This window comes from Geobacillus sp. LEMMY01 (assembly GCF_002042905.1).
In the GTDB taxonomy this organism is placed as follows: Bacteria; Bacillota; Bacilli; order Bacillales; family Anoxybacillaceae; genus Geobacillus; species Geobacillus proteiniphilus.
Window position 1 is genome coordinate 32,381 of record NZ_MVKA01000022.1, and the last position, 25,793, is coordinate 58,173.

Annotated in this window: 22 protein-coding genes and 2 pseudogenes; 14 read left to right on the forward strand and 10 right to left on the reverse strand. The window is 54.0% G+C overall.

The features are described from left to right. The first annotated feature begins 66 nt into the window (after positions 1-66). Positions 67-2,055: an acetoacetate--CoA ligase gene (locus B1A75_RS11650; protein ID WP_176202412.1), complete on the forward strand. Its 1,989-nt coding sequence runs from the start codon at positions 67-69 to the stop codon at positions 2,053-2,055. A 391-nt stretch (positions 2,056-2,446) separates the two neighbouring features. Here B1A75_RS11650 and B1A75_RS11655 read toward each other — a convergent pair whose 3' ends face one another. Beyond that, positions 2,447-2,833: a hypothetical protein gene (locus tag B1A75_RS11655; protein WP_074043444.1), complete on the reverse strand. Its 387-nt coding sequence runs from the start codon at positions 2,831-2,833 to the stop codon at positions 2,447-2,449. 161 nt (positions 2,834-2,994) lie between these two features. Here B1A75_RS11655 and B1A75_RS11660 point away from each other — a divergent pair, with 161 nt between their 5' ends. From B1A75_RS11660 to B1A75_RS11670, 3 genes are read left to right on the forward strand one after another with little or no spacing between them, the layout of a single operon-like run. Continuing rightward, positions 2,995-3,966 (forward strand): ABC transporter ATP-binding protein, encoded by a 972-nt coding sequence (locus B1A75_RS11660; protein WP_011230983.1) that lies wholly within the window; start codon positions 2,995-2,997, stop codon positions 3,964-3,966. Beyond that, entirely contained in the window at positions 3,963-4,736 is a 774-nt protein-coding gene (locus tag B1A75_RS11665; protein ID WP_023634112.1) for an ABC transporter permease, read from the forward strand. The genes B1A75_RS11660 and B1A75_RS11665 overlap by 4 nt, the downstream gene beginning before the upstream one ends. Before the next feature lie 2 nt (positions 4,737-4,738). Then, on the forward strand, positions 4,739-5,527 hold the full coding sequence (locus B1A75_RS11670; protein ID WP_011230985.1) for an ABC transporter permease: 789 nt from the start codon (positions 4,739-4,741) through the stop codon (positions 5,525-5,527). A gap of 43 nt (positions 5,528-5,570) precedes the next feature. Here the strand turns inward: B1A75_RS11670 and B1A75_RS11675 are convergent, their stop codons facing one another. Further along, entirely contained in the window at positions 5,571-5,831 is a 261-nt protein-coding gene (locus B1A75_RS11675; protein ID WP_239691215.1) for a hypothetical protein, read from the reverse strand. Positions 5,832-5,901: 70 nt separating this feature from the next. On the opposite strand from B1A75_RS11675, the gene B1A75_RS11680 reads away from it, so the two are divergent. From B1A75_RS11680 to B1A75_RS11695, 5 genes and pseudogenes are all read left to right on the forward strand, one after another. Next, positions 5,902-6,291, forward strand: a complete 390-nt coding sequence (locus tag B1A75_RS11680) for a MerR family transcriptional regulator (RefSeq protein WP_074043441.1) — start codon at positions 5,902-5,904, stop codon at positions 6,289-6,291. Next, a complete protein-coding gene (locus tag B1A75_RS20295; protein ID WP_239691214.1) occupies positions 6,288-6,461 on the forward strand; it encodes an AMP-binding protein in 174 nt (57 codons plus the stop codon). The genes B1A75_RS11680 and B1A75_RS20295 overlap by 4 nt, the downstream gene beginning before the upstream one ends. Continuing rightward, positions 6,442-7,086: pseudogene (locus B1A75_RS11685) on the forward strand (AMP-binding protein); the annotation flags it as partial. The gene B1A75_RS20295 and the pseudogene B1A75_RS11685, both read left to right, overlap by 20 nt. Positions 7,087-7,201: 115 nt before the next feature. Beyond that, on the forward strand, positions 7,202-8,257 hold the full coding sequence (locus B1A75_RS11690; protein ID WP_079936238.1) for an RNA-guided endonuclease TnpB family protein: 1,056 nt from the start codon (positions 7,202-7,204) through the stop codon (positions 8,255-8,257). Between the two features lie 162 nt (positions 8,258-8,419). After that, positions 8,420-8,773: pseudogene (locus B1A75_RS11695) on the forward strand (nitric-oxide reductase large subunit); the annotation flags it as partial. A gap of 52 nt (positions 8,774-8,825) precedes the next feature. Here B1A75_RS11695 and B1A75_RS19920 read toward each other — a convergent pair. Beyond that, a complete protein-coding gene (locus B1A75_RS19920; RefSeq protein ID WP_167367365.1) occupies positions 8,826-8,993 on the reverse strand; it encodes a hypothetical protein in 168 nt (55 codons plus the stop codon). A 129-nt stretch (positions 8,994-9,122) separates the two neighbouring features. On the opposite strand from B1A75_RS19920, the gene B1A75_RS11700 reads away from it, so the two are divergent. The 4 genes from B1A75_RS11700 (at position 9,123) to B1A75_RS11715 (ending at position 12,239) form a co-directional block, all read left to right on the forward strand. Then, positions 9,123-9,368 (forward strand): DUF2249 domain-containing protein, encoded by a 246-nt coding sequence (locus tag B1A75_RS11700; protein WP_239691183.1) that lies wholly within the window; start codon positions 9,123-9,125, stop codon positions 9,366-9,368. Positions 9,369-9,413: 45 nt separating this feature from the next. Next, entirely contained in the window at positions 9,414-10,469 is a 1,056-nt protein-coding gene (locus B1A75_RS11705) for an RNA-guided endonuclease TnpB family protein (protein ID WP_079936239.1), read from the forward strand. 292 nt (positions 10,470-10,761) lie between these two features. After that, positions 10,762-11,673, forward strand: coding sequence for a glycerophosphodiester phosphodiesterase family protein (locus B1A75_RS11710; RefSeq protein WP_139268078.1), 912 nt, complete (start codon positions 10,762-10,764; stop codon positions 11,671-11,673). Positions 11,674-11,795: 122 nt separating this feature from the next. Next, the gene (locus B1A75_RS11715) at positions 11,796-12,239 is read left to right on the forward strand and encodes a GNAT family N-acetyltransferase (protein WP_074044434.1); all 444 of its coding nucleotides are present in this window, start codon (positions 11,796-11,798) and stop codon (positions 12,237-12,239) included. Positions 12,240-12,314: 75 nt separating this feature from the next. Here the strand turns inward: B1A75_RS11715 and B1A75_RS11720 are convergent, their stop codons facing one another. Together B1A75_RS11720 and B1A75_RS11725 are read right to left on the reverse strand one after the other, a co-directional pair. Continuing rightward, a complete protein-coding gene (locus B1A75_RS11720; protein ID WP_074044433.1) occupies positions 12,315-14,471 on the reverse strand; it encodes a DNA topoisomerase III in 2,157 nt (718 codons plus the stop codon). A gap of 12 nt (positions 14,472-14,483) precedes the next feature. After that, on the reverse strand, positions 14,484-15,374 hold the full coding sequence (locus B1A75_RS11725; protein ID WP_074044432.1) for an aldo/keto reductase: 891 nt from the start codon (positions 15,372-15,374) through the stop codon (positions 14,484-14,486). A gap of 87 nt (positions 15,375-15,461) precedes the next feature. Here B1A75_RS11725 and pepF point away from each other — a divergent pair, with 87 nt between their 5' ends. Further along, complete coding sequence (gene pepF, locus B1A75_RS11730; protein WP_074044431.1) at positions 15,462-17,306, forward strand: oligoendopeptidase F; 1,845 nt, start codon at positions 15,462-15,464, stop codon at positions 17,304-17,306. A gap of 192 nt (positions 17,307-17,498) precedes the next feature. Here the strand turns inward: pepF and B1A75_RS11735 are convergent, their stop codons facing one another. The 5 genes from B1A75_RS11735 to B1A75_RS11755 form a co-directional block, all read right to left on the reverse strand. Beyond that, entirely contained in the window at positions 17,499-18,971 is a 1,473-nt protein-coding gene (locus B1A75_RS11735) for a nicotinate phosphoribosyltransferase (protein WP_011231309.1), read from the reverse strand. 86 nt (positions 18,972-19,057) lie between these two features. Continuing rightward, positions 19,058-19,609 (reverse strand): cysteine hydrolase family protein, encoded by a 552-nt coding sequence (locus B1A75_RS11740; RefSeq protein WP_011231310.1) that lies wholly within the window; start codon positions 19,607-19,609, stop codon positions 19,058-19,060. Between the two features lie 741 nt (positions 19,610-20,350). Then, positions 20,351-21,100 carry a membrane protein insertase YidC gene (gene yidC / locus B1A75_RS11745; RefSeq protein WP_011231312.1) on the reverse strand — a complete coding sequence of 250 codons (750 nt, stop codon included), beginning with the start codon at positions 21,098-21,100 and terminating at the stop codon, positions 20,351-20,353. Positions 21,101-21,144: 44 nt separating this feature from the next. Next, on the reverse strand, positions 21,145-21,411 hold the full coding sequence (locus B1A75_RS11750) for a hypothetical protein (protein WP_011231313.1): 267 nt from the start codon (positions 21,409-21,411) through the stop codon (positions 21,145-21,147). Between the two features lie 85 nt (positions 21,412-21,496). Next, positions 21,497-25,657: a bacteriocin-processing peptidase family protein gene (locus B1A75_RS11755; protein WP_079936240.1), complete on the reverse strand. Its 4,161-nt coding sequence runs from the start codon at positions 25,655-25,657 to the stop codon at positions 21,497-21,499. Between the last annotated feature and the right edge of the window lie 136 nt (positions 25,658-25,793).

Here is a 25,793-nt window from a genome sequence, read left to right on the forward strand (position 1 = left end):
TATATGAATAGTCTGAACAAACTATCGGCAGAAAGGCGGTGACGGCGTCCATTGACGCACGATGAAATGAAAGCGATTACGGAAGGGACGATTCTTTGGCAGCCGACGGAGGAACAAATCAAGAGCTCCAACCTTCATCGATATATGGATTGGTTGAGAGAACATAAAGGGCTCTCCTTCTCTTCATACCGCGAGCTGTGGACATGGTCGGTCGAGGAGCTTGAGTCATTTTGGGAAACCGTTTGGGAATATTGCGGTGTTCAGGCGGCAACGCCGTATGAGTGTGTGCTGCGGGAGCGGAAGATGCCAGGGGCGGGGTGGTTTCCAGGCGCTACGCTCAACTATGCGAAACATATTTTCCGGCATGCGCGCGCCAACCGCCCGGCCATCATTTTTCGTTCGGAACGCGTGCCGTACCGGGAAGTGTCATGGCAGGAGCTGACCGAAAAAACGGCGGCGATCGCCAAAGCATTGCGAGCGATGGGAGTGAAGCGCGGCGACCGCGTCGTCGCCTATATGCCGAACATTCCCGAGACGGTGATGGCGTTTTTGGCGTGCGCCTCGATCGGCGCCATTTGGTCAAGCTGCTCGCCGGATTTTGGCGCCGGCAGCGTCATTGACCGGTTCGCGCAAATCGAGCCGACTGTCTTGTTTGCGGTCGATGGCTGCCAATACAACGGCAAAGAGTTTGACAAAATGCCGGTCGTATCCGAATTGCGCGCCAAATTGCCGTCATTGAAAAAGACAGTGCTGCTTCCGTATTGGCGCGGGCAGATGGAAGCACCGGATGAGGGCGTCGTGCTGTGGGATGATGTCGTGGCGGACAAGGCGGAGCTCGTCTATGAAGACGTTCCGTTTGACCATCCGCTTTGGATTTTGTATTCTTCGGGAACGACCGGTTTGCCGAAGCCGATCGTCCAAGGGCATGGCGGCATTTTGCTTGAACATTTGAAAGCATTGACTATTTCAGAAAACTTGACGAAAGACAGCACGTTTTTCTGGTTTACGACGACTGGATGGATGATGTGGAACTTTTTGATCGGCGGACTGCTGGCCGGGTCGACCATCGTGCTCTATGACGGCAGCCCGACGTATCCAGACGGCAACGTCCTATGGGATTTGGCCGAAAAGGCGGGCATCACCCATTTTGGCACAAGCGCGGCATTTATTAACGTCTGCATGAAGCTCGGCCTGAAGCCAAAAGAGCAATATGACTTGTCAAAGCTGAAGGCCGTGCTCTCGACCGGTTCGCCGCTTACGGTCGAAGGGTTCGCATGGGTGTATGAAAACGTCAAGGACGATATTTGTCTAGCGTCATGCAGCGGGGGAACGGATGTGTGCACCGCGTTTGTCGTCGGCTCCCCCATTTTGCCGGTGCGCGCCGGCGTCCTCTCGTGCCGCGCGTTGGGCGCGGATGTGCAGGCATTTGACGAAAACGGTCGGCCGCTTGTCAATGAAGTCGGTGAACTTGTCATCACAAAACCAATGCCGTCGATGCCGCTCTTTTTCTGGAACGATCCAGACGGCGAACGGTACCGGAACAGCTATTTTGATACGTACCCAGGCGTTTGGAAGCACGGCGACTGGATTAAAATTGACGAACAAGGGGGATGCGTCATTTACGGACGCTCCGACTCGACGATCAACCGCGCCGGCGTCCGCATGGGCACGAGCGAAATTTACCGTGCGGTCGAAGCGGTCGACGGGGTGTTCGAAAGCCTCATTGTCGATTTGGAAATGATGGGCAAGCAATCGTTTATGCCGCTGTTTGTCGTCCTCAAGCCGGGCGCAGTGCTCGATGACGAGCTGAAAGAACGCATCCGCCAATCGATTCGGCAACACGTCTCGCCGCGCTTTGTTCCAGATGAAATTTACGAGGTGAAGCAAATTCCGAAAACGCTAAACGGCAAGAAAATGGAGATTCCGATCCGGAAACTGCTCTTAGGCTTCCCGCTCGAAAAGGCAGTCAACCCGGGCTCAATGGCCAATCCAGAGGCGCTCGACTTTTTCCTCGAGCTGGCGAAGACGCTGGCGGCGAAGACGCAGATAAGCTGAAGTCCTTTTCTTGAAACGTGCGAAAGGTTGTTATTAAGTGACGACGCTTAATAACAACCTTTCTATGTATTAGTGATTATAAGTAAAGGAGTCGGGGGCATGGAAGAAAGCAAGCGGACTAGGCTAGTTTGGAAATCCATCGGTGATTGAGGAGCGGACGATGGTGAAAGGGGTGTTGGGCCGATGAGACGAGACCGTGTCCGTTTTCATGATGAGAAAGTCCGGAAGATCCGTTTAGGAGAACCTTCCGGGCTTCATTTGCGGCGAAGATGATTCGGAGTTTTAGTATGACGTAAGCAGGGGAATGTTGTTTGATGATGGCTATGTTCACACAGGATATGGAACAAGCGTTAAACGTCGAAGAGATCAAGGAAATGGAGCGGACTGACGTCTAGTACATATTGAGCGCCGTTTTGACGCGCTTGATCTCCTTTTTGTTTTCAAACAGCTCTTCGACCAAAATTTTTTGGCCGTTGGCGACATCGGTGAGCCGTTTGTCCATGTCGGCCACTTGCTGGCTTAATTGGTTGAGTTGTTCATTGGTTTGCTGTGCTTGTTTGGCGAGCTGCTCGACTTGCTCATGGGTTTGCTGTACTTGATGGTTGAGTTGCTGCACTTGGTTGTGAAGCTGCTGTACCTGTTCGCCAAGTTGTTCGACTTGCTCGTTCGTTTGTTGCACCTGTTGGCTAAGTTGTTGTACTTGTCTATTTGTTTGTTGCAGCTGCTCGGCAAGTTCTTTAATCGCTTGCCAAATCATTTCATTTGAGATCGCTCCCATTCGACAATCCCCTTTCTGGTTCGATTCTCCTTCTATTATACATGACGAAAGAAAGAGATGATAGAAGAAAGATGACGAAACGTTTTTCTTTGCGGCGCGTCCTTCGAATGTGATATAACAAAAGAATGTCAGTAGTATGCACATACTGGAGGATGAACATGGTGATCCGTGTCAGCCATTTGCATAAATCGTTCCGCGTCCATCGCCGCGAAGCGGGATGGCTTGAGGCGGCGCGCAGTTTATGGCGGCGCGACTACCGCGTCATTGAGGCGGTGAAGGACGTTTCGTTTACGATTGAAAAAGGGGAGATTGTCGGCTTTTTAGGTCCAAACGGGGCGGGGAAAACGACGACGATGAAAATGCTTGCTGGCCTCTTGCATCCGACATCAGGAGAGATCACGGTCGGCGGGTTTGTGCCGTTTGAGCAAAAGCCGGAGTTTAAAAAAATGATGAGCTTGGTGATGGGGCAAAAAAGCCAGCTCATTTGGGACATCCCGCCGATGGAGACGTTTTTGGTCAATAAAGCCATTTATGACATCGACGATCGGGCTTTCCGCCAGACGCTCGAGGAATTGACGGAACTGCTCGACTTGGCGCCGCTGTTGGACAAGCCGACGCGCAGTCTGTCGCTCGGGCAGCGGATGCGCTGCGAGCTGGCGGCGGCGCTTTTGCATCGGCCGCAAGTGTTGTTTTTGGATGAGCCGACGATCGGGCTTGACGTTCATACGCAAGAAAACGTGCGTCGCTTTATCGTTGACTACAATCGGGAGCACGAGACGACGATTTTGTTGACATCGCATTACATGGGTGATGTTGCAGCGCTTTGCGACCGGGTGATGATCATCAACTACGGGCGATTGATTTACGACGGGGAACTGTCAGTGCTGACGGAGAAGCTGGCGCCGTACAAGCGATTGGAAGTCCGGTTTTCACGGGTTCCGGACATGGATTGGGGAGAGTATGGCGAAGTGGCGGAAATCGAAGAAGGAACAGTCGTATTGCGGGTGGCGCGCGAGAAGGCGGCGGGGACAGCAGCGCGGTTATTAGAGCGGTTTGATGTCCGCGACATCAATATTGAAGACCCGCCGCTTGAGGAAGTGATTACGCGCGCGTTTCAGGAGGAGCGTGTATGATTCGCAAATATATCGCTTTGTTGCGGATGAAATACATCGAAATGCTCGCGTATCGTTTGGCGACGTTCGTCTGGATGACGGGTGCGATCACGCAGCCGCTGATCACGATGTTTGTCTGGATGAACATTCATCCGGAAGAGAGCGATTCGTTTGTCTTTTATTTTATGGCCGTCATTTTTGTCGAACGAATGACGAGCGCGTGGGATGTATGGGAGCTGGACCGTGAAATTCGCGAAGGGACGTTTTCGAATTTGCTGCTTAGGCCGCTTCACCCGATCCATTGGGCGATCGCGGAAAACATCATTTATAAATGGCTGTTTGCCGTCATTTTAGTGCCTGTCTGGGTAGTGGCAGCGACATTTTGGCCGGCGCTTCGTCCTCACATGACGGCAAGTCAAATCATGTTGTTTTTGATGGCGGTTGTATTGGGTGCGGCGCTTCGTTTTTTGCTTAGTTACTCGTGCGGGTTGCTTGCGTTTTGGATGACGAAAGTGGCGGCTGTGTACGGCGTGATCGACGTCATTTCGTTGTTTTTGTCAGGACGGATCGCGCCGCTTGGGCTGCTTCCGCCGCAGCTTCGCGAATGGAGCGAGTGGCTGCCGTTTCGCTATATGATCAGTTTTCCGATCGAAATCGCCACCGGGGCGGCGGATGGAGGAGAGTTGGCGCGCGGCTTTGCGATCGCCGCCGGGTGGATGATGGCGCTGATTGGTGCTTTGCAATGGCTGTGGAAAGCGGGGATGAGAAAAAATCAGGCGGTAGGTGGATGAACATGCGGCGATACGGGCGGGTGTTCCGCGAGTTTTTCCGCGCTTGTTTGGTCGAGGAAATGGAATACCGGAGCGAATTTTTCGGCAATTTTATCGCCAGCTTTTTTGGCATCGCAATCGCTCTGTTGACCGTCCATATCTTTTTTTACCAGACGGATCGCTTAGGCGGCTGGACGTATGGGGAAGTGCTTGTGCTGCTCGGCGTCTTTAATACGCTGCGCGGATTCATCGATTTTGCGCTCCGCCCGAACATGCCAAGGCTGCTTGAGCATGTCAGGCGCGGCACGCTCGATTATATTTTGACGAAACCGGTCGACAGCATGTTTTACGTCAGCTTCCGCCACCTTGTCTTTTGGCGGCTTATCGATGTGGCGCTTGGCATCGGCGTCATCGGCTTCGGCTTGTATGTTGAACGCTACGTGCCATCGGCGGCCGACGTATGCATGTTTCTGATCGTGATGGCCGCTTCTCTTTTGCTTATTTATTCGCTATGGATGATGTTGATGACGACCTCGTTTTGGGTCGTGCGCATCGATGACTTGTCGTTTATTTTCGATTCGTTTTTTGATACGGCCCGCTTTCCCGGCAGCATGTACCGCGGGGCGGTGCGGTTGGTGATTACCTACATCTTGCCGGCGGTGTTGATCACCAATACGCCGGCTTTGGCGCTGCTTGGAAAATGGCGCATCCCGACAGCGCTGGCGGCTTTGGCTGCGGCCATTCTCTTTTTATGGCTGGCCCGTCGCTTTTGGCGGTTTGCCTTGCGCTTTTACACCGGGGCGGGCGGGTGAGGAAACGGCTCCCTAGACGGGGGCTTTTTTTCTTTGGTCATGGCTATTTGGCCAAGATATCGGCGGTGATCGGCAGTATATCGACGAGCATCATGCCGCTCGATTCGCTTCTGGCCGCCGTGAATGATGGGGAAGCGTTCCAGTGTTTATGACTCCAGCGTTCGGTTGACTGTTTCTTTCCTTGCATTGGCTCGGGATGCTCACCTTTCGCCGGCGACTCCCAGATCCATTTTTTTATATTGATGGTTGGATGGCGGAGAGAATGGACACAGAGAAGGGAGGATGATGGTTTCTTTGCTTTCATATCCGTTGACTTTTACGTCAACGTCAATTAAAATAAAATTCAGAATATTGATTCTAGAAAAGGGATGGCCATGCACTATTTCACCATTTCCGATTTGGCGCACGAGTTTGATGTGAGCACACGGACGATCCGCTATTATGAAGAACGCGGATTGCTCTCCCCGATTCGGACCGAGTCAGGGCAGCGGCTGTATACGAAAAAGGAGCGGGCGAAACTCAAGCTCATTTTGCGCGGCAAACGGTTCGGCTTTTCGCTTGACGAAATTCATGAGATGATTGCGCTGTTTGATGAGGATCGCACGGGGAAGAAACAGCTTGAAAAAACGGTGGAATACGGACGCCGAAAACTGAAGGAGGTGGACGAGAGGATTGAAGATTTGCTGCAGCTGAAGGCGGAGATGGAAGCGCTGCTTTCCGATTTTGAAAAACGGTTGTGTGAATGGGAGGAATCGGGTGGATGAACATTTCCGAATTGCTCGCCCGCAATGCGAGGAAATTTCCAGAGAAAACGGCGGTCATAGAAGGAGAATCAGCGCTGTCGTATGCCGAGGTCAACCGCATGGTCAATCGCTTGGCTTCGTCATTGGCTCGGCTTGCTGTCGGACGCGGTGAAGCATCCGCGGTTTGCTGAATACGACCTTTCTTTGGTCCGTTGTTGGATGTACGGCGGGGCGCCGCTGTCGCGCGAGGAAGTGCGGTTTGTCGCCGACTGCTTTGGTGCCGAGCGGATGATGTGTTTATACGGTTTGACCGAAGCCGGCCCGAACGGCACGTACTTGGCGCCTGAGGAGCATGCGGAGAAAGCGGGAAGCGTCGGCCGCTATGCCGCCCTCCATTGCGAAGTGGCGATTGTGGACGAAAACGGACAGGAAGTCGCGCCCGGCGAGGTCGGGGAGATCGTGCTGCGCGGCGAGAGCGTGATGAAAGGATATTACAAAGACGAGGAAAAAACGAATGAAGCGATCAAAAATGGATGGCTATACACCGGCGATTTGGCGCGCCGCGACGAAGACGGCTACATTTGGATCGTCGACCGGAAGAAGGACGTCATTATTTCCGGCGGTGTGAATATTTACCCGAAAGAAGTGGAAGATGTGCTGCGAACGCATCCGGCGATCGCGGACGTCGCCGTCATCGGCGTGCCGCATCCGGAGTGGGGCGAAACGGCAAAAGCATTTGTCGTGCTGAGCGTGCCGCTTGAACCGCTCGCGGAGGAGTGTAAGCGCTTCCTATCCGACAAGCTTGCTGGTTACAGACCTGCGAGCGAGAAAGCCCGCTCCTTTAGGGGTGGGATGAAAGCGAGCCGTTTTCTTATATGGAATGATTCTAAAAAAAAACGGTATCCTATCATCGTCGCCAGGAGGTGAATTCATGCCGACGATCACACTAAGGCTGGAACTGCACAAACCAACGAAAGTCAAACAAGACATGTATGAACGGATGACAGAAGTGAATACAGCGTTTGCGAATTGGCTGTTGGATCATCCTAAACTGAATCAAGCGACGAGCAAAATTTTTAAAGAGTTTTCGTCGCAACGGTTTCCTTCTGCCGTCGTGAATCAAACGATTCGAGAAGTGAAGTCTCAAAAGAAAAACCAGAAAACAAAGAAGTTTCGAACATTATGGTGTTGCTTTAACAATCAAAACGTAAAGGTGGAAAAGAAGGGAGAGTTCTACACGGTTTCATTCCCCACACTGGAGAAGCGAATTGGCGTGCCGGTGGTCACGCGTCCCTATCAAGAAGCATGGCTGAATCGGCTGCTTAATGGAACCGCCAAACAAGGGGCAGCCAAGCTCTACAAAAAGAGAAAGAAATGGTACTTGGCTGTTGCGATCACATTTGAAGTCCAACAACGGGAAGAAACCAAGGTAATGGGCGTTGATTTGGGACTTCGTTATATCGCCGTTGCCAGCGTAGGAACGAAATCGTTGTTTTTCAAAGGGAACCGATGCGCCTTCATTCGCCGACGATATGCGGCTCTGCGGCGAAAGTTAGGCAAAGCCAAGAAGCTCCATATGATTCGCAAAATCGGCCGTAAAGAGTCCCGCTGGATGAAGGATATGAACCATAAAATCAGCCGTCAAATCGTCCACTTTGCCCTCGCCAACGGTGTTGGCGTGATTCGGATGGAAGATTTGACGGGGATTCGGAAACGAGCCGCTTCTGCAAAAGAAGCAGGACGAAGYCTCCATTCYTGGGMGTTTCATCAAYTGCAAACGATGATTGCCTATAAAGCGGAAATGGCGGGCATTCGGGTGGAGTGGGTGAAGCCGACCTACACGAGCCAAACATGCCGATGCGGGCATCGAGAGAAAGCGAACCGAAACGGCATCCGCTTCCGATGCCAAAAGTGCGGATACACCCTCCATGCCGACTTGAATGGCGCCATTAACATCGCCAAAGCGATTTCGGGCTTCGCCGCCTAACCTAGCGCACTGGTCACAGGTGCGCCGCCCATTGGGGTACATCCTAACCCGATGGGACGGGGTGATGACACACCCCCGAACTTGGGCGTTGTCCAAACCAGAAATGGATGAGGACGCTAACGACCCAAGAATCCCACGCCCTTTAGGCGTGTGGAGTGTCAATCGCTGCGCAACATCGTCAAACCGGAAGTGTGGAACGACAAATGGCTGAAATTCTCATGCTGGATGCTGAACATCGGCCTGGCTGGCATGGTTCTCATCACGCTTCTCCCGGTCGGGATATTGCAAATCAAAGAAGCGTTCGAACACGGCTATTGGGCGTCGCGTTCGCCTTCGTTCCTCAAGCAAGACATTGTCCAAAACTTGCTGCTTGTCCGCTTCGTTCCGGATACGATCTTTTTAATCAGCGTCGTCGCGCTGCTTGCCTTTGCCATCAAAGCGATGTTCCATTTGCGCAAACCGACGCATGGAGAGGGAGAAGAGCTGCCGGTGGCGAATTTGGCGGAGGAAGAATAACAAAAACGCACAGCGGGATTCCGCTGTGCATTTCATTTGTGAACGTTTTCAATTACTTGTGGCATTTGTCTGGCTTGGCGTGTTCGTTTTCCTTTTGTTTGTCATGGCATGGAAAGCAGTACAACGTCTCTGTTTCTCGGCTGACGACGCCGTTTAAAAACCCATGCAGACAATGGATCGGCTTGCCGCATTGCGCGCAAAAGCCAACAAGCTCTTCCAACCGCCATTTCTCCTTTCATGGGGATTGAACATGTTCACCTTCGGGCTGTGACGCTCGTCACTACCCCCCAAGGTTCAAGCGGTTATGATAAAGTATATAATTCATTATACTACAAAGGAGGCCAATGTTATGAACCAATTTGCCGCAAAAATCCACGCCCCGGACTATCCGCCGCGCGATCGCCATCCGGCAATTTTTCGGCTGTTTGACAGTTTGAAGCCGGGGGAAGTGATGGAGCTGACGAATGACCATGACCCGCGTCCATTGCAATACCAATTCATGATGGAGCGTCCGGATCAGTTTACAGACCTGCGAGCGAGAAAGCCCACTCCTTTAGGGGGGGATGAAAGCGAGCCGTTTTCTTATATTGAATGATTATGAAAAAACGGTATCATGTAATCGTCGCAAGGAGGTGAATCCATGCCCACGATCACACTAAGGCTGGAACTGCACAAACCAACGAAAGTCAAACAAGAAATGTATGAACGGATGACAGAAGTGAATACAGCGTTTGCGAATTGGCTGTTGAATCATCCCGAGCTGAATCAAGCGACGAGCAAACTATTTAAAGAGTTTTCGTCGCAGCGGTTTCCTTCTGCCGTCGCGAATCAGACGATTCGAGAAGTGAAGTCCCAAAAGAAAAACCAGAAAACAAAGAAGTTTCGAACATTATGGTGTTGCTTTAACAATCAAAACGTAAAGGTTGAAAAGAAAGGAGAGTTCTACACCGTTTCATTCCCAACATTAGAGAAGCGAGTCGGTGTGCCGGTGGTCACGCGTCCCTATCAAGAAGCATGGCTGAATCGATTGTTGGACGGAACAGCCAAACAAGGGGCGGCAAAACTCTACAAGAAGAAAAAGAAATGGTACTTCGCTATTGCGATCACAGTTGAAGTCCAACAACGGGAAGAAACCAAGGCAATGGGCGTTGATTTGGGACTTCGCTATATTGCCGTTGCCAGCGTGGGAACGAAATCGTTGTTTTTCAAAGGGAACCAATGCGCCTTTGTACGCCGACGATATGCGGCTTTGCGGCGAACGTTGGGCAAAGCCAAGAAGCTCCATATGATTCGTAAAATCGGCCGTAAAGAGTCCCGCTGGATGAAGGATAGGAACCATAAAATCAGCCGTCAAATCGTCCGTTTTGCCCTCGCCAACGGTGTTGGCGTGATTCGGATGGAAAAGTTGACGGGGATTCGAAAGCGGGCAACACCGGCCAAAGAAGCGGGACGAAGCCTTCACTCTTGGGCGTTTCATCAACTGCAAACGATGATTGCCTATAAAGCGGAAATGGCGGGCATTCGGGTGGAGTGGGTGAAGCCGACCTATACAAGCCAAACATGCCGATGCGGGCATCGAGAGAAAGCGAACCGAAACGGCATCCACTTCCAATGCAAAAAATGCGGATATACGATTCATGCCGACTTGAATGGCGCCATCAACATCGCCAAAGCGATTTCGGGCTTGAGCGCCTAGCGCACTGGTCACAGGTGCGCCGCCCATTGGGGTACATCTTAACCCGATGGGACGGGGTGATGACACACCCCTAAACTTGGGCGTTGTCCGAACCAGAAATGGATGAGGGCGCCAACGACCCAAGAATCCCACGCCCTTTAGGCGTGTGGAGTGTCAAAGTATGCAGCACGAATCGGCTCTTTATGCGCGAAAACCGAATATCATTTTGCTGCATGCGGCAAAATACAGATACATTTTCCGCACGTTTTGCCTTGTCTTAACCAACTCTTTACAATCGCTGCATCCGGGCATTATGATACAAAACAGAAAGGGGGGAACGACGTTGCGCCGAACCGCCGCCCTCCGCCAATGGCTTTATGTGTTGTTTTTGTTGTGGCTGCCGCTCGGCCTCGCCGCATCAACCGCTTCACAGCCGTCCGTTGCCCCTGAACCGATCATCATCGCCCACCGCGGCGCGTCTGGATACGCGCCGGAGCATACGCTCTCATCCTACCGCCTTGCCGCCCGCATGCAGGCGGACTATATCGAAGTCGATGTGCGCGCAGCCAAAGACGGGAAGCTCGTTGCTCTGCATGATGCGACGCTCGCCCGAACGACAAATGCCGAAACGGTCTACCCGCGCCGTGCTCCGTGGCGGGTAAATGATTTTTCGTTCGCTGAACTGAGGCGGCTGGATGCCGGGTCGTGGTTTCATCCACGCTTTGCCGGCCAGCGCATCCCGACGCTTGATGAGGTGATTCAGATGCTGAAAGCGGAGCGTGTGGAAGCCCCGTTGTACATCGAAACGAAACAGCCCGGCATCGAAGAGGCGGTCGTCCATCTATTGAAAAAACACGGATTCCTGCAACAGCGCCGCGTCATGTTTCAATCGTTCCACCCGGAAAGCTTGCAAGCGCTCCGACCGCTCATCCCGCACGGCATTCGGCTCATTCAATTGGTCGGCGAAAAGGAAGCGCACAGCGGCCGCGACGAACTGCTGCAACAAATCGCCGTCTATGCCGATGGCATCGGCTTGCCGCTTTCGGCCGTCACCGAAGAGTGGGTGCGCGCCGCCCATGGCCGCGGGCTCATTGTTCACGTCTATACCGTCAACGCTCCGCACGATCTGGAGCGCCTATGCGCCATGGGCGTTGACGGTGTGTTTACTGATTACCCTGACCGCCCGGCTCGCATTGCTGCCTGCCGCCGGCTGCCCCGCCATTGACCGGCCTTCAGGGAGCCAGGGGGAGCTTATTGTTTACATAATGTTATTATGGTTAATAAAAACGAAAATCATTTCCATTTGACCCGATTCGGTGTATCATTTGAGAAAAAGGAGGCCAGATCATGTGGACGATCATCGATTACGAAAACGGCCCATTTACCGTGACGACGGAACGCCGCCGCGTTCAGCTCGAGCGCGTGTTTGACTTCCTCGCCCGCTCGTATTGGGCGAATGAGCGCAGCCGCGAAACGATCGTCAAATCGCTTGACCATTCGCTCTGCTTTTCCCTTTTTCACGGTGACAGGCAAATCGGCATGGCGCGCGTCATCACCGACCGGGCGACGTTCGCCTATCTCTGCGACGTGTTCATCGATGAAGCATACCGTGGGCAAGGTCTCGGGAAATGGCTGTTATCATGCGTGCTCGCCCATCCTGATGTCGCCGCTGTCCGCAAGGTGATGCTCGCGACCAAAGACGCGCACGGGCTGTACAGGCAGTTCGGCTTTGCCGCGCCGAGCGAGCCGGAGCGGTTGATGGAGCGGATTCAAGAGCCGCGAACGGAGTAAAGGGCAAAAAAAGGCGGGCCGCCATCGGTCCGCCTTTTCGCCAAACCTCCCGTCCCCCAACGCCTGTTGCCTTCGTCACCGCTTCGGAAACTGAAACGACAATTTCTTCTCGTTTTCATCCCAAACGAGTATGGCGTCAAACGTTTTCCCGCCTTTTTTAAACCCTTTTATGACATTTGTTTTCCCTTGCGCCAGCAGCTTTTTCACATTCGCCGCCGAAATCGACTTGCCGAGAATGCGTTTGGAGATCGTAAACGAGCATTTTGTTTTCGCGTACTGGTCGCAGCCGTACAACGTTCCTTTGTCGATGACGGTCCCGCGGCAAAGCGGGCACGGCCCAAGCTTCTCGCCCATCGTTTTTTTCTTCCTTGTCCGCTGGATCGAGGCGGTGTTAACCTCTCTGAAATTCCAATTTGGCGCGGCGGCGATGGCGTCAGCGACCACTTTTTGCGCCAACTTTTTCACCTGTTCCATAAAGGCGGCGGGCGAGGCGCTCCCTTCGCCGATTTCGCTTAAGCGCTGCTCCCATTTCGCCGTCATTTCCGGCGAGGCGAGGATCGTGCCGCCAAGCGCCTCGATCAACACTTTCGCCTTGTCGGTCGCGTACACGAGGTTCTTTTTCACTTCAATATACTTCCGCTCTTTCAGCATGGTAATGATCGCCGCCCTTGTTGCTTCCGTGCCCAGCCCTTCCGTTTTGGCGAGCACTTTTTCCAGTTCCTCATCGTCCAAAAATTTTCCCGCCGTTTTCATCAAGGTGATGAGTTCGCCTTCTGTATACCGTTTCGGCGGCTCGGTCTTCCCTTCTTTCACCTTTACAGCGGCCGCTTCCCCCGCCTCGCCTCGCTCAAGGGCAGGCAGCACAGCATCTTTCTCCTCCTCATGCGGGCGGATGACCGCGCGCCATCCTTCCTCGACGACCTGTCTTCCTTTCGAAACGAAGCGAGCCCGACCGTCAACGAGTGTCGTGACAGTCGTATAATCGATGACCGCCGCCTGGTGGTGGGCGGCAATCAAGCGGCGAACGACTAAATCGTACACTTTCCGCTCGTCGTCCGACAGCTTCTCCGGGGCAACAACTTGTTCAGTCGGGATGATCGCGTAGTGGTCGGTGACTTTTTTCTCGTTTACATAACGTTTATTCTGTAAAATCGACGGCTGCGGCAGCGGAAAATAAGAAGCGTACGCTGGAAACGATGACAACTTTTGCAAAATGGCAGGGAACGTTTCCGCTTCCCCTTTCGTCACATGCATCGAATCGGAACGAGGATACGAAACGATCCCTTTTTGGTAGAGCGATTGCAGCACATCAAGCGTCTTTTTCGGCGAGAAGCGGTACAGCTTGTTGGCTGTCGCCTGCAGCGTCGATAAGTTGAACAACAGCGGCGGCTGATACGTTTTCCGCTCCGTGCGGACGTCGGCGACTTCCGCTCGTTTTCCTTGGCAAAAGGCAGCGATCTTTTTCGCCATCTCCTCGTCCTTGAGACGCGTTTGGCCGTTTTCATCCGTCCATTTTCCTTCATAGCGCTTATCGCCGATGACAAACGAAGCGACGACTTCCCAAAACGGTTCAGGGCGGAACTGCTCAATTTCCCGCTCACGCCGGACGATCAGCGCCAATGTCGGCGTCTGCACGCGTCCGACGGAAAACACATCATTCATCCCGCGCTCTTTCAGCAAGAGGCTGTACACGCGCGAGGCGTTCATGCCGACGAGCCAATCAGCGCAGGCGCGGGCGTACGCTTCCTCATAGAGCGGGCGCGTCGTCTGCTCATCAAGCAAACGGCGGAACCCTTCCTCAATCGCCTTCGGGGTCAATGATGACAGCCAAAGCCGCTTGATCGGCTTGTTGACGCCGCTCATGCGGATGATGTTGCGCACAATGAGCTCCCCTTCGCGCCCCGCGTCGCCGGCATGGATGATTTCCGTCACTTCCGGCTTTCGCAACAGTTCCTTGACCACTTGAAACTGTTTCGCCTTCGCTTTTTCGATCTCATACTCGAACCGTTCCGGGATGATCGGCAACGTGTTGAGCGTCCACCGTTTCCACTCGGGGCGGTACCGCTCAGGAGCTGCGAGCTGGAACAAATGCCCGATCGCCCATGTCATATACGCCCCGTCGGGAAACAAGTCATTCGGCAAAATTTCGATATAGCCTTGCCGTTTTTTCGTCCGAAAAATCGAGGCGAGCGTCGCCCCTTGGTCCGGCTTTTCCGCAATAATGACTTTCATCGTCCTTTCCCCTTACGGCACATCGTGCCCCATGGAGCTTTGCAAAATGGCGAACCATTGCTCGCGGGAAAGCGGGAAGGACAGCGCCCGCACCGCCCGCTCGATGCGTTCTTGTTTCCCCGAGCCGACAATCGGCATCATCCGCGCTGGATGAACGAAGAGCCACGCATACAACACTTCGTCGATCGTCTCGGCGCCGAGTTCTTCTCGCACCTGTTCAAGCGCGCCGCGCAACCGCACCGCCCGGTCATCGTCAGCGGAAAAAATCGCTCCACCGGCGAGCGGCGACCATACCATTGGCGGAACGCGCTTCTCAAGGCAAAGGTCAACTGTGCCGTCTTCAAGATTTTCCAACCGATACGCCGATACTTCGATTTGGTTGGTCACGAGCGGAAACGGCAAATACGACTGAAGCATTTCCCACTGCGAACGTTTAAAGTTCGAGACGCCGAAATAGCGCACTTTTCCGTCCTGTTTCAGCTGGCAAAACGCCTCGGCCACCTCTTCCGGATTCATGAACGGATCCGGACGATGAATGAGCAAGACATCGATATAATCGGTGCGGAAATTCCGCAGCGACTGCTCGACCGAGGCGATGATATGGGTTTTGCTTGTATCATATAATTTCATCCCGTATTTTGGCGGCCGCTTGATGCCGCATTTCGTCACGATCTCGATCTGACCGCGCAAGCTTGGCTTTAACGCCAGCGCTTCGCCAAAGCGCGATTCGCACGTGTAGTTGCCGTAAATATCAGCATGGTCAAACGTCGTAATGCCGCGCTCAAGACAAAATTCAATGAGCGACAGCAGCTGCTCGCGCGAATAGCCCCAGTCCGCAAGCCGCCAACAGCCGTGAATGAGGCGGGAAAAAGTCAAATCGTCCGCTAAACGGATTCGTTCCATTGATCGTCTCCCTTTCTTTTTTTGGCTAAAATCGTTCCGCTTGCGCATACTACCAACAAGAGGAAAAAACGGAAAGGACGTGATGATATGAGGCGCTGGCTCCTTGGGCTCGCCGCCGTGCTTCTTTTGGCCTCCCCATGGCCGACATCAGCCGCCGAAACCGCATACGAATGGAATGTAGCCGACATTTACCCATCCGAACACGAATGGATGCGCGACTATAAGGCGGTGCAAAACGCCTTGCCGAAATTGGCGGCGTTTGAAGGGAAGCTTGACGATGCAAAGACGATCGCCAAACTGTTCGCCCTAAACGAACAAACGGCCCGCAAGCTGGAAAAACTGTCGCTTTACGCCCATTTAAAACGCGATATCAACATTGAAGATGAAACGGCGGCCCGGCTCGGGGCAAAAGTGGAAGCGCTCGCCGCCCAATATGCGGCGAAAACAGCGTTTATCGAGCCGGAACTGCTCGCCCTCCCAGAGCGGACGCTCAGGAAGCTCCAAAAAAGCAAACCGCTGAAGGCGTATCGCCATTACTTCAATGAGTTGCTCGAGCAAAAGCCGCATACGCTCACGAAACGCGAAGAACAGCTGCTCGCGAAACTATCGCCGGCGCTCGGCGAAGCGGAGAACATTTATGACCACGCCGCCCGCGGCGATTACGAGCCGCCGTCTGTCAAGATGCCGAACGGAAAAACGGTGACATTGACCGACGACCAATACGCCGCCATGCTCGAGCACCCGGACCGCCGCTATCGAAAGGCGGCGTTTGAAGCGAAAGCCAAAAGTTATGAAGCCATTGAACAAACCGCGGCCGCGACGCTGTATGCCTCCGTCCAAGCGGACGAACTGTATGCGAACGTGCGCCGCTATCCGTCCGGCCTTGCCGCCGCGCTGGCCGCCGATGACGTACCGAAGGAAGTGTTTGATCACTTGATCGCCGCCACCCGCCGCCACTTGCCGGCGCTTCACCGCTATGTCGAACTGCGGCGGCGCGCGCTCGGGCTTGACCGCGTCCATAGCTATGACTTGTACGTGCCGCTTGTCGGTGAAACAATGAAACCGATTCCGGTCGAAACGGCGAAGACGCTCATAGTGGAAGGGCTCAAGCCGCTCGGCGCCGACTATATCAAACAGGTGCACCGAGCGTTTCAAGAACGATGGCTTGATGTCTACCCGCGTCCGAAAAAATATACCGGCGGCTATAACACGGGAGCGTATGACACCCATCCGTTCATCTTGCTCAATTACAACGGGTCGCTCGACAGCGTGTTGACGATGGCGCATGAGCTCGGGCACGCCATGCATTCCGTGTACACGAACCGCACGCAGCCGTACCATTATTCCGGCCATTCGATTTTCACCGCGGAAGTGGCATCGACCGCGAACGAATGGCTCATGCTCGATTATTTGTACAAACAGGCGAAAACAAAAGAGGAAAAGCTCCGCCTGCTCATCGAACAAATCGAGCAAATCCGCGGCACGTTGTACACGCAAGTGATGTATTCCGAATTTGAGCGGATAATCCATGACAAAGTGCGCCAAGGCGGCAGCTTGACGGCGGACGAACTGAACAATCTTTGGCTTGGCCTGCTCAAAACGTATTACGGTCCAGCATACGCCGCCGATCCGGGATCGGCGCTGGGCTGGCTGCGCATCCCGCATTTTTATGACGCCTTTTATGTGTACAAATACGCAACATCGCTCGCTGCGTCGTACGCCATTGTGAGCGATATCCAAACCGACAAAAGCGGGAAAGCGGTGAAGCGGTACAAACAATTTTTGCGCTCCGGCGCATCCGATGACCCGATCCGCCTGCTCAAGCGAGCCGGAGTGGATATGACAAGCCCCGAACCGATCGAGCGCGTCTTGCGCCACTTCACTGCTCTTGTCGATGAACTCGACAAACAACTGGCAAGCGAAAATTCCTAATCATGAACGAAAACGTGCCTCGCCTCGCCGCGGGACACGTTTTCCTTCGCCGCGCGCCGCATCCGCCGCCCCACAAGCAGCGAACGAGGCGCGGCGAGACGCCCGATTTTCTCTGTTCAGCATCGAATGGCCGCCCGGCAGCGCGAAAGTTAGGCGGATCCGCCTTTCGACTTGTCCGCGTCCGGCGGTCGGTTACTCTTTCGTCGACATGCGCGCGATCGTTTCTTTCACCTTGCGGATGTTTTCCATCTTATTGTCCCAGCACGCTTGGCTCAAATCGACGGGATATTGCTCAGGGTTGAGCGTCCGTTTGTATTCCTCCCAAAACAAGCGCAAGCTTTCTTTCGCATACGCTTGAATGTCCGAAAGCGGGGGCGACGTATACACAAGCCGGCCGTTGTCGAAGATCGTCACATGCAAATCACGCGCTTCAAAATTGGTGACGAATTTGCTGATGAACGTGTACACCGGATGGAACATTTTCAGCCGCTCTTCTTGCTGCGGGTTTTCGCTCTCTAAGGCGATGTAGTCGCCTTCCGCTTTATGGTTGATTTTGTTGACGATGCGGTACACCCGCTTCAGCCCCGGCGTCGTCACTTTCTCTGGATTGCCGCTGATTTTGATCGTATCGACCATCTCACCGCGTTCGTTTTCAATCGCCACCATTTTGTACACGGCACCGAGCGCCGGCTGATCGTACGCCGTGATCAGCTTCGTGCCGATCCCCCAGACGTCAATTTTCGCCCCTTGCGACTTCAAGTTTAAAATCGTATCTTCGTCCAAATCGTTCGAGGCGAAAATTTTCGCGTTCGGAAATCCGGCTTCATCGAGCATTTTCCGCGCTTCTTTCGACAAATAGGCGAGATCGCCGCTGTCGATGCGGATGCCGATAAAGTTGATTTGGTCGCCCAGCTCCTTAGCGACGCGAATGGCGTTTGGCACCCCCGACTTCAACGTATCGTACGTATCGACGAGAAATACGCAGTCTTTATGGCGGCGTGCATACTTCAAAAATGCGATGTATTCATCCTGATACGCTTGAATCATCGAATGGGCATGCGTTCCGGCGACCGGAATGCCAAACAGCTTCCCAGCGCGCACGTTCGATGTCGCCTCAATCCCACCGATATACGCCGCGCGCGCGCCCCATAGCGCCGCATCCATCTCCTGCGCCCGCCGACTGCCGAACTCCAAGGCCGGCTCATCCCCGAGAATATGCTTAATGCGTGACGCTTTCGTGGCGATGAGCGTCTGGAAATTGATGATGTTTAAAATGGCGGTTTCGATGAGCTGCGCCTCCGCGAGCGGCGCCTCAATGCGCATAATCGGCTCGTTGGCGAACACGATTTCCCCTTCTCGCATCGAACGGACCGTGCCAGTGAAACGAAGCGTCCGCAAATAGTCTAAAAAGTCGTCGCGGTAGCCAAGCTCATGCCGCAAATAGTCGATGTCGCTGTCGGAGAAGCGGAATTGTTGCAAAAACTGAATGACGCGCTCCAACCCAGCGAACACCGCATAGCCGTTGCCAAACGGCAGCTTGCGGAAAAACACTTCAAACACGGCGCGGCGCTCATGCATACGATCTTCCCAATACGTCTCGACCATATTGATTTGATATAAGTCCGTATGAAGCATCAAACTGTCATCGGCATATTTTTCGTTCATGAATGTGCAACCTCCAACACACGAATGACTGCGCCGCCGAATGGAGAAAAAGAACGTTCACCGTCTATTCTATCATGTTTTCTCCATTATTCCACTATTTCTGCGCCTAGCGTATGGCGAAAATGGCGGAGCGCCCATTCGTGTCCCGCCGCGTCGAAGCTCGCGACCGCCCGCCGGTGGACGACGATGCGAAAGCCTTTATTGTATGCATCAACCGCCGTATGGAGGACGCAAATATCGGTGCAGCAGCCGACCAAATGCACTTCCGTGATGCCTCTCTCGCGCAATTTCAGCTCCAAATCGGTCCCGGCGAACGCGCTGTAGCGCGTTTTGTCCATCCAATACACATTGTCTTTATGCTTGTTCGCCTGATATACCGCCTCGAGCTCCCCGTACAGCTTTCGTCCCTCTGTCCCTTCAATGTTATGCGGCGGAAACAGCTTCGTTTCCGGATGGTAGTGATCTCCCGCCACATGTTTGTCAATGGCAAAGACAACAAAATCTCCACGATCGATAAACTGTTTCGTCACCCGTACAAGTTCTTCTTCAATCGCCTGCCCCGGCTTCCCGCATGTGAGCGCGCCGTCATCGGCGATAAAATCGACGGTGTAGTCGATGTTAATGAGCGCCTTGTTCATTCCCATTCACTCCCTTTTTCTCTTTTCCTCTATTCCTACATGGTCGGGTTGCTGTTTTTCCATCTCGCCCACATCTTTTTGGCCTTTTCTATCATTATACCATAGCAACGTTAACATCAGATGAAACAACGAATCCCCGAGTCAGTCAAGACTTTGTGGAGAACTTTTTTCGGTTCACTACGGGCGTTGTCCATCACCGATTAGTGAACCATTTTCAGGAATGGATATCGTAAGCGCTTTTGAACTCTCATCCCTCATCTTACGGCGATGACATTGTATTTCATTTTTTACACGCAACCTTCATCCCGAAGCGCCGACAACGCTTGATCAATCGGCGTCCTGGATGACGGTTGAAGATACGGGATGTTCTGACGCACCACATCCGCCCATAACCGTCCTGCCTTCCGTTTGGCCTGGATGACCAACAGGTCTCGGCACGGATCATAGGCCTCTATTCGCTCATCAGCTTGGTGACCTAGAAGGCCGGTGATTTTTAATGAAAAAGCGGCTCACCCTAACTCTTTTTCAATGAGATAAGCCTTTTCAGATCTGTTCTCCTTTCTGATCAAATACCGCCGATTTGAGCAAAAAACTAGTTTTTCACCAGCCTTCTAGGCGAGCATCACAAGCAAAAGTTCGTAATCCTCATCAGGGAATCATTTCGGAATGTCACCCACAAATATTTTACTCATACTGAATCCCCTGCCTACTTGAAGCGGACAGGGGATTGTCGATGTGGTTTTAGCTGTTTTCCGCCGCTTTCGCCGCTTTTAGCTGACTGCGCAAAATGAGCGACTGGATGATCGAGAAGCAACCGCCGACAACCCAATAGAGCGACAGCGCCGACGGAACGGAACTGGCACCGATAAAAATCATCACCGGCATGATGTACAACATCATCGCCATTTGCGGCATTTGTTCTTCGGCCATCGACGGCGAGAGGCGGAGCGAGATGAACGTCGTCAACGCCGCCAAAACGGGCAAAATGAAATACGGATCGCGGTGGCCAAGCTCGACCCATAGGAACGAGTGGGTTTTAATTTCTTGCGTCCGCGAAATCGCGTAATAAAGCGCCATAAAAATCGGCATTTGAATTAACACCGGCAGACAGCCGCTCGCCGGGTTGACGCCGTGCTTTTGGTACAGCTGCATCATTTCTTGCTGGAGCTTGCGCTGCGTTTCCGGGTCTTTGCTTTTATATTTTTCTTGCAGCTTCAACAATTCCGGGCGCAGTTTTTGCATGGCGAGTGATGCGCGGAACTGCTTCAAAATGAGCGGCAGCAAGCAAAAACGGACGATGAGCGTCAGCACGATAATGGCGATGCCGTAGTTGTCGCCAAACCAGTGCCCAAGCGTCAAAAGGAGCTTCGACATCGGGTAGACAAAATAATGGTTCCAAATGCCTTGGCTATGTTCATTGATCGGTTCGTTGCGGTTGCAGCCGGAAAGAAGCAAGACTGCACCAAGCAGCACCAATACCCATTTTTTCATGAAAAGCCCTCCTTAATATCATGTTGCAAAATCATGCCGTTTCATCATAAAGGAAAGGGCCTTCCATCCTCATCCGTTCGGCTTGTCCGTTCCCGAACGGGAATTTTCCGCCGCTGCGGCAAAAACAGCGGGCGCCATGGAAGCGCCGCTCGTTCGGCGCCTCCTCCCGCCTCCCGCTCGCGAACCGAGGCCAACGCCGGCTCGTAAAACAATGATTTCGCTGTCCGATGTGCGCCCATATACCCTTTCATGATGATCCATAACGCGCCGACAAGCGACATATACACAAGCAAATCAATAGGCGCTTCCATGCGTCCCGTCCACCCCCTTTTGCCCCGTCCATCTTCTCTTCTCATACAATAGCAAACTTTCCATCAAAAGAAAAGCAACAATTGATCACATCCGCTCCAAGCGGTGAAATGCCGGCTCGTCAGCCGCCAACATGGCGAGCTCTCCGCTTTCATCGGCCGAAAATGCCGCCTCAAGCTCTTGCTTCGCCTCATCGAAGCGTCCAAGTAGCGCGAGATAGCGGGCTCGTTCGTAGCGAAGTCGAGCATCTTTGGCCATATGGGCGCACCGTTCAATGGCAGCCAACGCCCGCTCAATGTGCCCTGCCGCTTCATAAGCAGCCGCGAGCTGCATATTCAGCTCTTCATCCTCAGGATACCAATCGGCGTAGCGCTCCCAAAGCGCCGCCGCTTCCTGATAGCGGCCCGTTTCCATATACTGTTCGCCAAGCAACATGAGCGCCTCACGGGCGAGCGGTTCTTCCGCCACGATCGCCTCCAGCTGCCGCTCGGCTTTCTCGTGCTGCCCTTCTTGAAGCCAAACGACCGCCTGCAACACGCGCAGTTCGACATCGTCCGGGTCATCAGCCACTAGCCGCTCAAGCCACCGCTTGGCTTCTTGGCGCTTTTTCTCCTCGTCGGCCTTCAACAAGTGTTCGACAAATTCACGCGCCAATGAAGGATCCCAAACGCGGGCAAGCGCTTTGCGCCACGTTTTGACGGCATCGTCCTCCAGCTCGATCGCCGCATAAAGGCGGACGAGCTGCCCATAGGCTTCCGCATGGCTGCGATTGAGGCGAATCGCCTCCTCATACAAATCAATGACGATCGAAAACAAGGAAAACCTGCCCATCCATTCTTTCGCTTTTGTCCACCACCGCACCGGCTCGTCGTTTTCGTTCTGTTCCTCTTCCAAATACGGAAGGAGAGCGGCGGCCGCGTTCCGATAAATAACGCTTTTCGCCTCACGGCCGATCTTCAGCCGTTCCAGCCGGTGGCGCAGCTTCCCTAAGCCGCGCATCGTTTTCGGGAATAAGGCGACATATGCCGAATACAACGATTCATCGTCGGGATGGCGCACCATCAACCGCTCGAGCAGCTTGATCGCCTCTTTCGTGCGTCCTTCCCGGCTAAGCACGTTCGCGTAATGACGAAGCACTTCACTGTGATCCGGGTCAAGAGCAAGCGCCTTCTCGACCGCCGCCTTTTCTTGATCGTTGCGTCCGAGCGCCCCATATACATACCCGAGGCTGTCATAGTACCACGCATCTCCTCCACGCGGACGGGCATCGGCCAACGCCTGAAGCAGCGCTGAAGGCTCTATGATCGCTGCAAGCTGTTCGCTATGCACACGCAGCGGAGCAAGGCGAACCGCCTGAAGCAAATGCGCGTGCTGCCGCTCTTCGTTTCCTTCTGCCTCATAGAGCGCAGCTAAGCGAAAATGGCAGAGGACAAACGACGGATCGGCTTTGAGACACGCCTCATAATGTTGTTTCGCCTCTTGGTAGCGTCCGAGCGAGGCGCACAGCTCCGCCAGCCGGAAGAGTGAAAGCCAATGGCCCATGGCGGCGGCTTCTCGGTAAAACGCCATGGCCTTGGACGGCCGGCCTTGCCGCTCATAAAGGACGCCGAGAGCGGAATGGGCCGAAGCGAGTTTCGGGCGAGCCGAGACAAGCTGTTTCAAAAACGCCCGGCCGCGCTCTCGAAGAGTTGGCGTTGTCAGCTGGTCGATGTAAAACTCGTACGCTTCTTCGGCATCAAACTCGGCAAGGCGCAGCCCCTCCTCCAACCACGACAGCGCCGTCTCGCGTCCTTCCTCCTCATCAGCGAAACCGTGGGCGATGAGCCATTTGCCTGCATTGAGCCAATATTCGCTGTTGTTGGCAAAACGGGTGCGCTGCTCTACTACATACCGGCGCGCCGCTTCCACATCCCCGCGCTCCGCGAGGGCGGCCGCCAAGCCTAGATGGGCAAACACGTCATCGCTGTCATGGCGGATCGCCTCTTCGTAGCACGAAACCGCTTGTTCCGCCTCTCCTTCATCCATATATAGATCGCCAAGGCGGACGTAAAGCGGCGCCAAACGCCAAGCAACAGCCAGCCCCTCTTCCAGCGCCGCTTTCGCTTTTTCCCGATCGCCGTCGTCATCATACAAGTCAGCCAACATCAAATACGGGTACGATTCCTGCGGGTCGAGCGCTTTGGCGACGCAAAAGCCACGTTCCGCCTTGCGCCGGCGGCCGAGCTCCCGATCGCAGCGGGCCCGCTCATACCAAAGCTGGGCATCCCGCCGTTCGCGGCGCACAAGACGATCAAACCAGGCGCGCGCTTCGGTGAACCGCTTCGCGTGGAACAACAGCACACCGTGGTTCGTTTCGATAAACAAATCGCCCGGATACAAGCTGACCGCCACGCGCGAAGAGATGAGCCCTTTTTCGATATGACCGGCGTACGCCGAGGCGAGTCCGAAATAGCTCCACACTTCCGGCTGGTCTGGGTCCAACTGGAGCGATGTGCGAAAATAGCGGGCCGCCTCTTCGTAACGGCTGGCAAAAAAGGCGATTCGGCCGCGCAAATAATGGTAGAGCGGGCTTTGCGCCTTTCCTTTCACCCGTTTGAGCACGTCTTCGGCCTTCTCCATTTCTTGCGTGTAGACGTACGCTTTCGCCGCCATCAGCAGCAAGTCGTTATGTTCGGGATACTCGCTCAAGACGCGCCCGGTGTAATCCAACACAAGCGGCTTCGCCTCATCGCTGCTAAAATGCTTCATGACATACAGCCATGTGTACGGGATGTGCTCATGCTTGCGCAAAAAGGCGACAAACGCGTCGAAATGCACCTGTTCGTCCTCATCCATCTTTTCGGCCAACGCATGCAATTCGCGGAAATAGCGGTCTTCCTCTTCGGGGAGCTCGGCGGCGAGCGCCGCTTTTTCCCGGGGAAGCGCAACAATCGACAAATAATGCGTCCCTGCATACCATTTGGCAAGCTCGTCCTCGGAAACGACAAACGGATCAAATAGATTCGGGTCTTGCACGTACAACGCCCCAAGCCGCTCGTCATAGCCAAACAGCACCTGCACGTGCGATGACTGTTCATAATCGACGCTTAACAGCACCGGAACGCCCTCATCAATCAGCCGCTTCCAACGAAGCGGCGAGCCGACGAAAAAGCGGCAAACAAAGCCAAGCTCTTCCAAATAATGAACCGTCGTCGACAATTTCGATCCGCGCACATCAAAAATATGTTTGGCCACTTCATCCTGCGTACGGGGGGAGCCAAGCAATCGAAGCATCATTTCCAAACTTGCCGGCACGCAATAGTTATGCTTTTGCACGACCGGCACAAGCGGCAGCACCACCGACCGTTTACTTTGCCGCCCAAGCGCTCGGGCGTACGGCGTTTTTTCAAGCTGCGGCTCCGCTTTCACAAGCGATTCAAGCTTCTCCCATTCGTCAAGCTGGTAATACAGTTCGGCGCGCAAATGGGCGAAATAACGGCGATGCATATGAAGCGGATTCAGGCGGTCAAGTTCATCCATCGCCGCGAGCGCCTCGCGGTAGGCGCGCACATCGCGCAAGCGGCGCACGCGCTCAGCGTAAAACGCCAGCACTTGCGGAAAGCGCCGCTTTCCTTCCTCCAGAACGGCAAGCGCCTCGTGATGGCGGCCGTCAAGAGCGTACAAATCCGAAAGCAGCAAATAGCACATGTCGCCGCGCTCCGGGTCATCGAGACCGGCGCGAACCGCCTGTTCGGCGCGCTTCCGGTCGCCGGTCTCGATATAAAAGTAGCCCCACTTGTCATGCATCGGCACCGTCTCATAGCGGGCAACCACATCCATCCATTCCCGTGCCTCATCGATCCGCTGCATATCGAGCAAAGCGCGCACCAACGCAAACGCCGCCCGGGCGATCGATTCCCTCGGCTCCTCCACCCGGCCTTCGAGCGCTTCTGTAAGACGCGGGGTGAGCGCCTCTTCCACATCGAGCGGCCGGCGGTTCTCGAGCCACTCATCGCACACCCAAGCGAGCGTCTGCAGCGTGTTGAACTTCCGGTGGGCGTACCGCGCGACAAGCCCGCTATGCCGGTACATGAGCGCATAATCAAACAACCGGACGAACGTCCGAAACGGTTCAATCGCATCCCATGACGCCATGAGCGGCCGCCATTGAAACAATCCCATGTTTTCTAAATGCGGCCGCACCTGGGCAAGGGCATCCACGATTCGTTTTTCTTCAACGAGCAATGCGATCGGTTTGATATGATTCATACAAAGAAAACTCCCTTATTCTTTTTCCAGCTATTTATAAGTGTAGAACAAGCCCGGCAAAACAGCCACATATTTTTTCACAAAAATACCGACAAACAAAAAATGGCCTCTCCTTTGAACAGGATCAGCCATATAC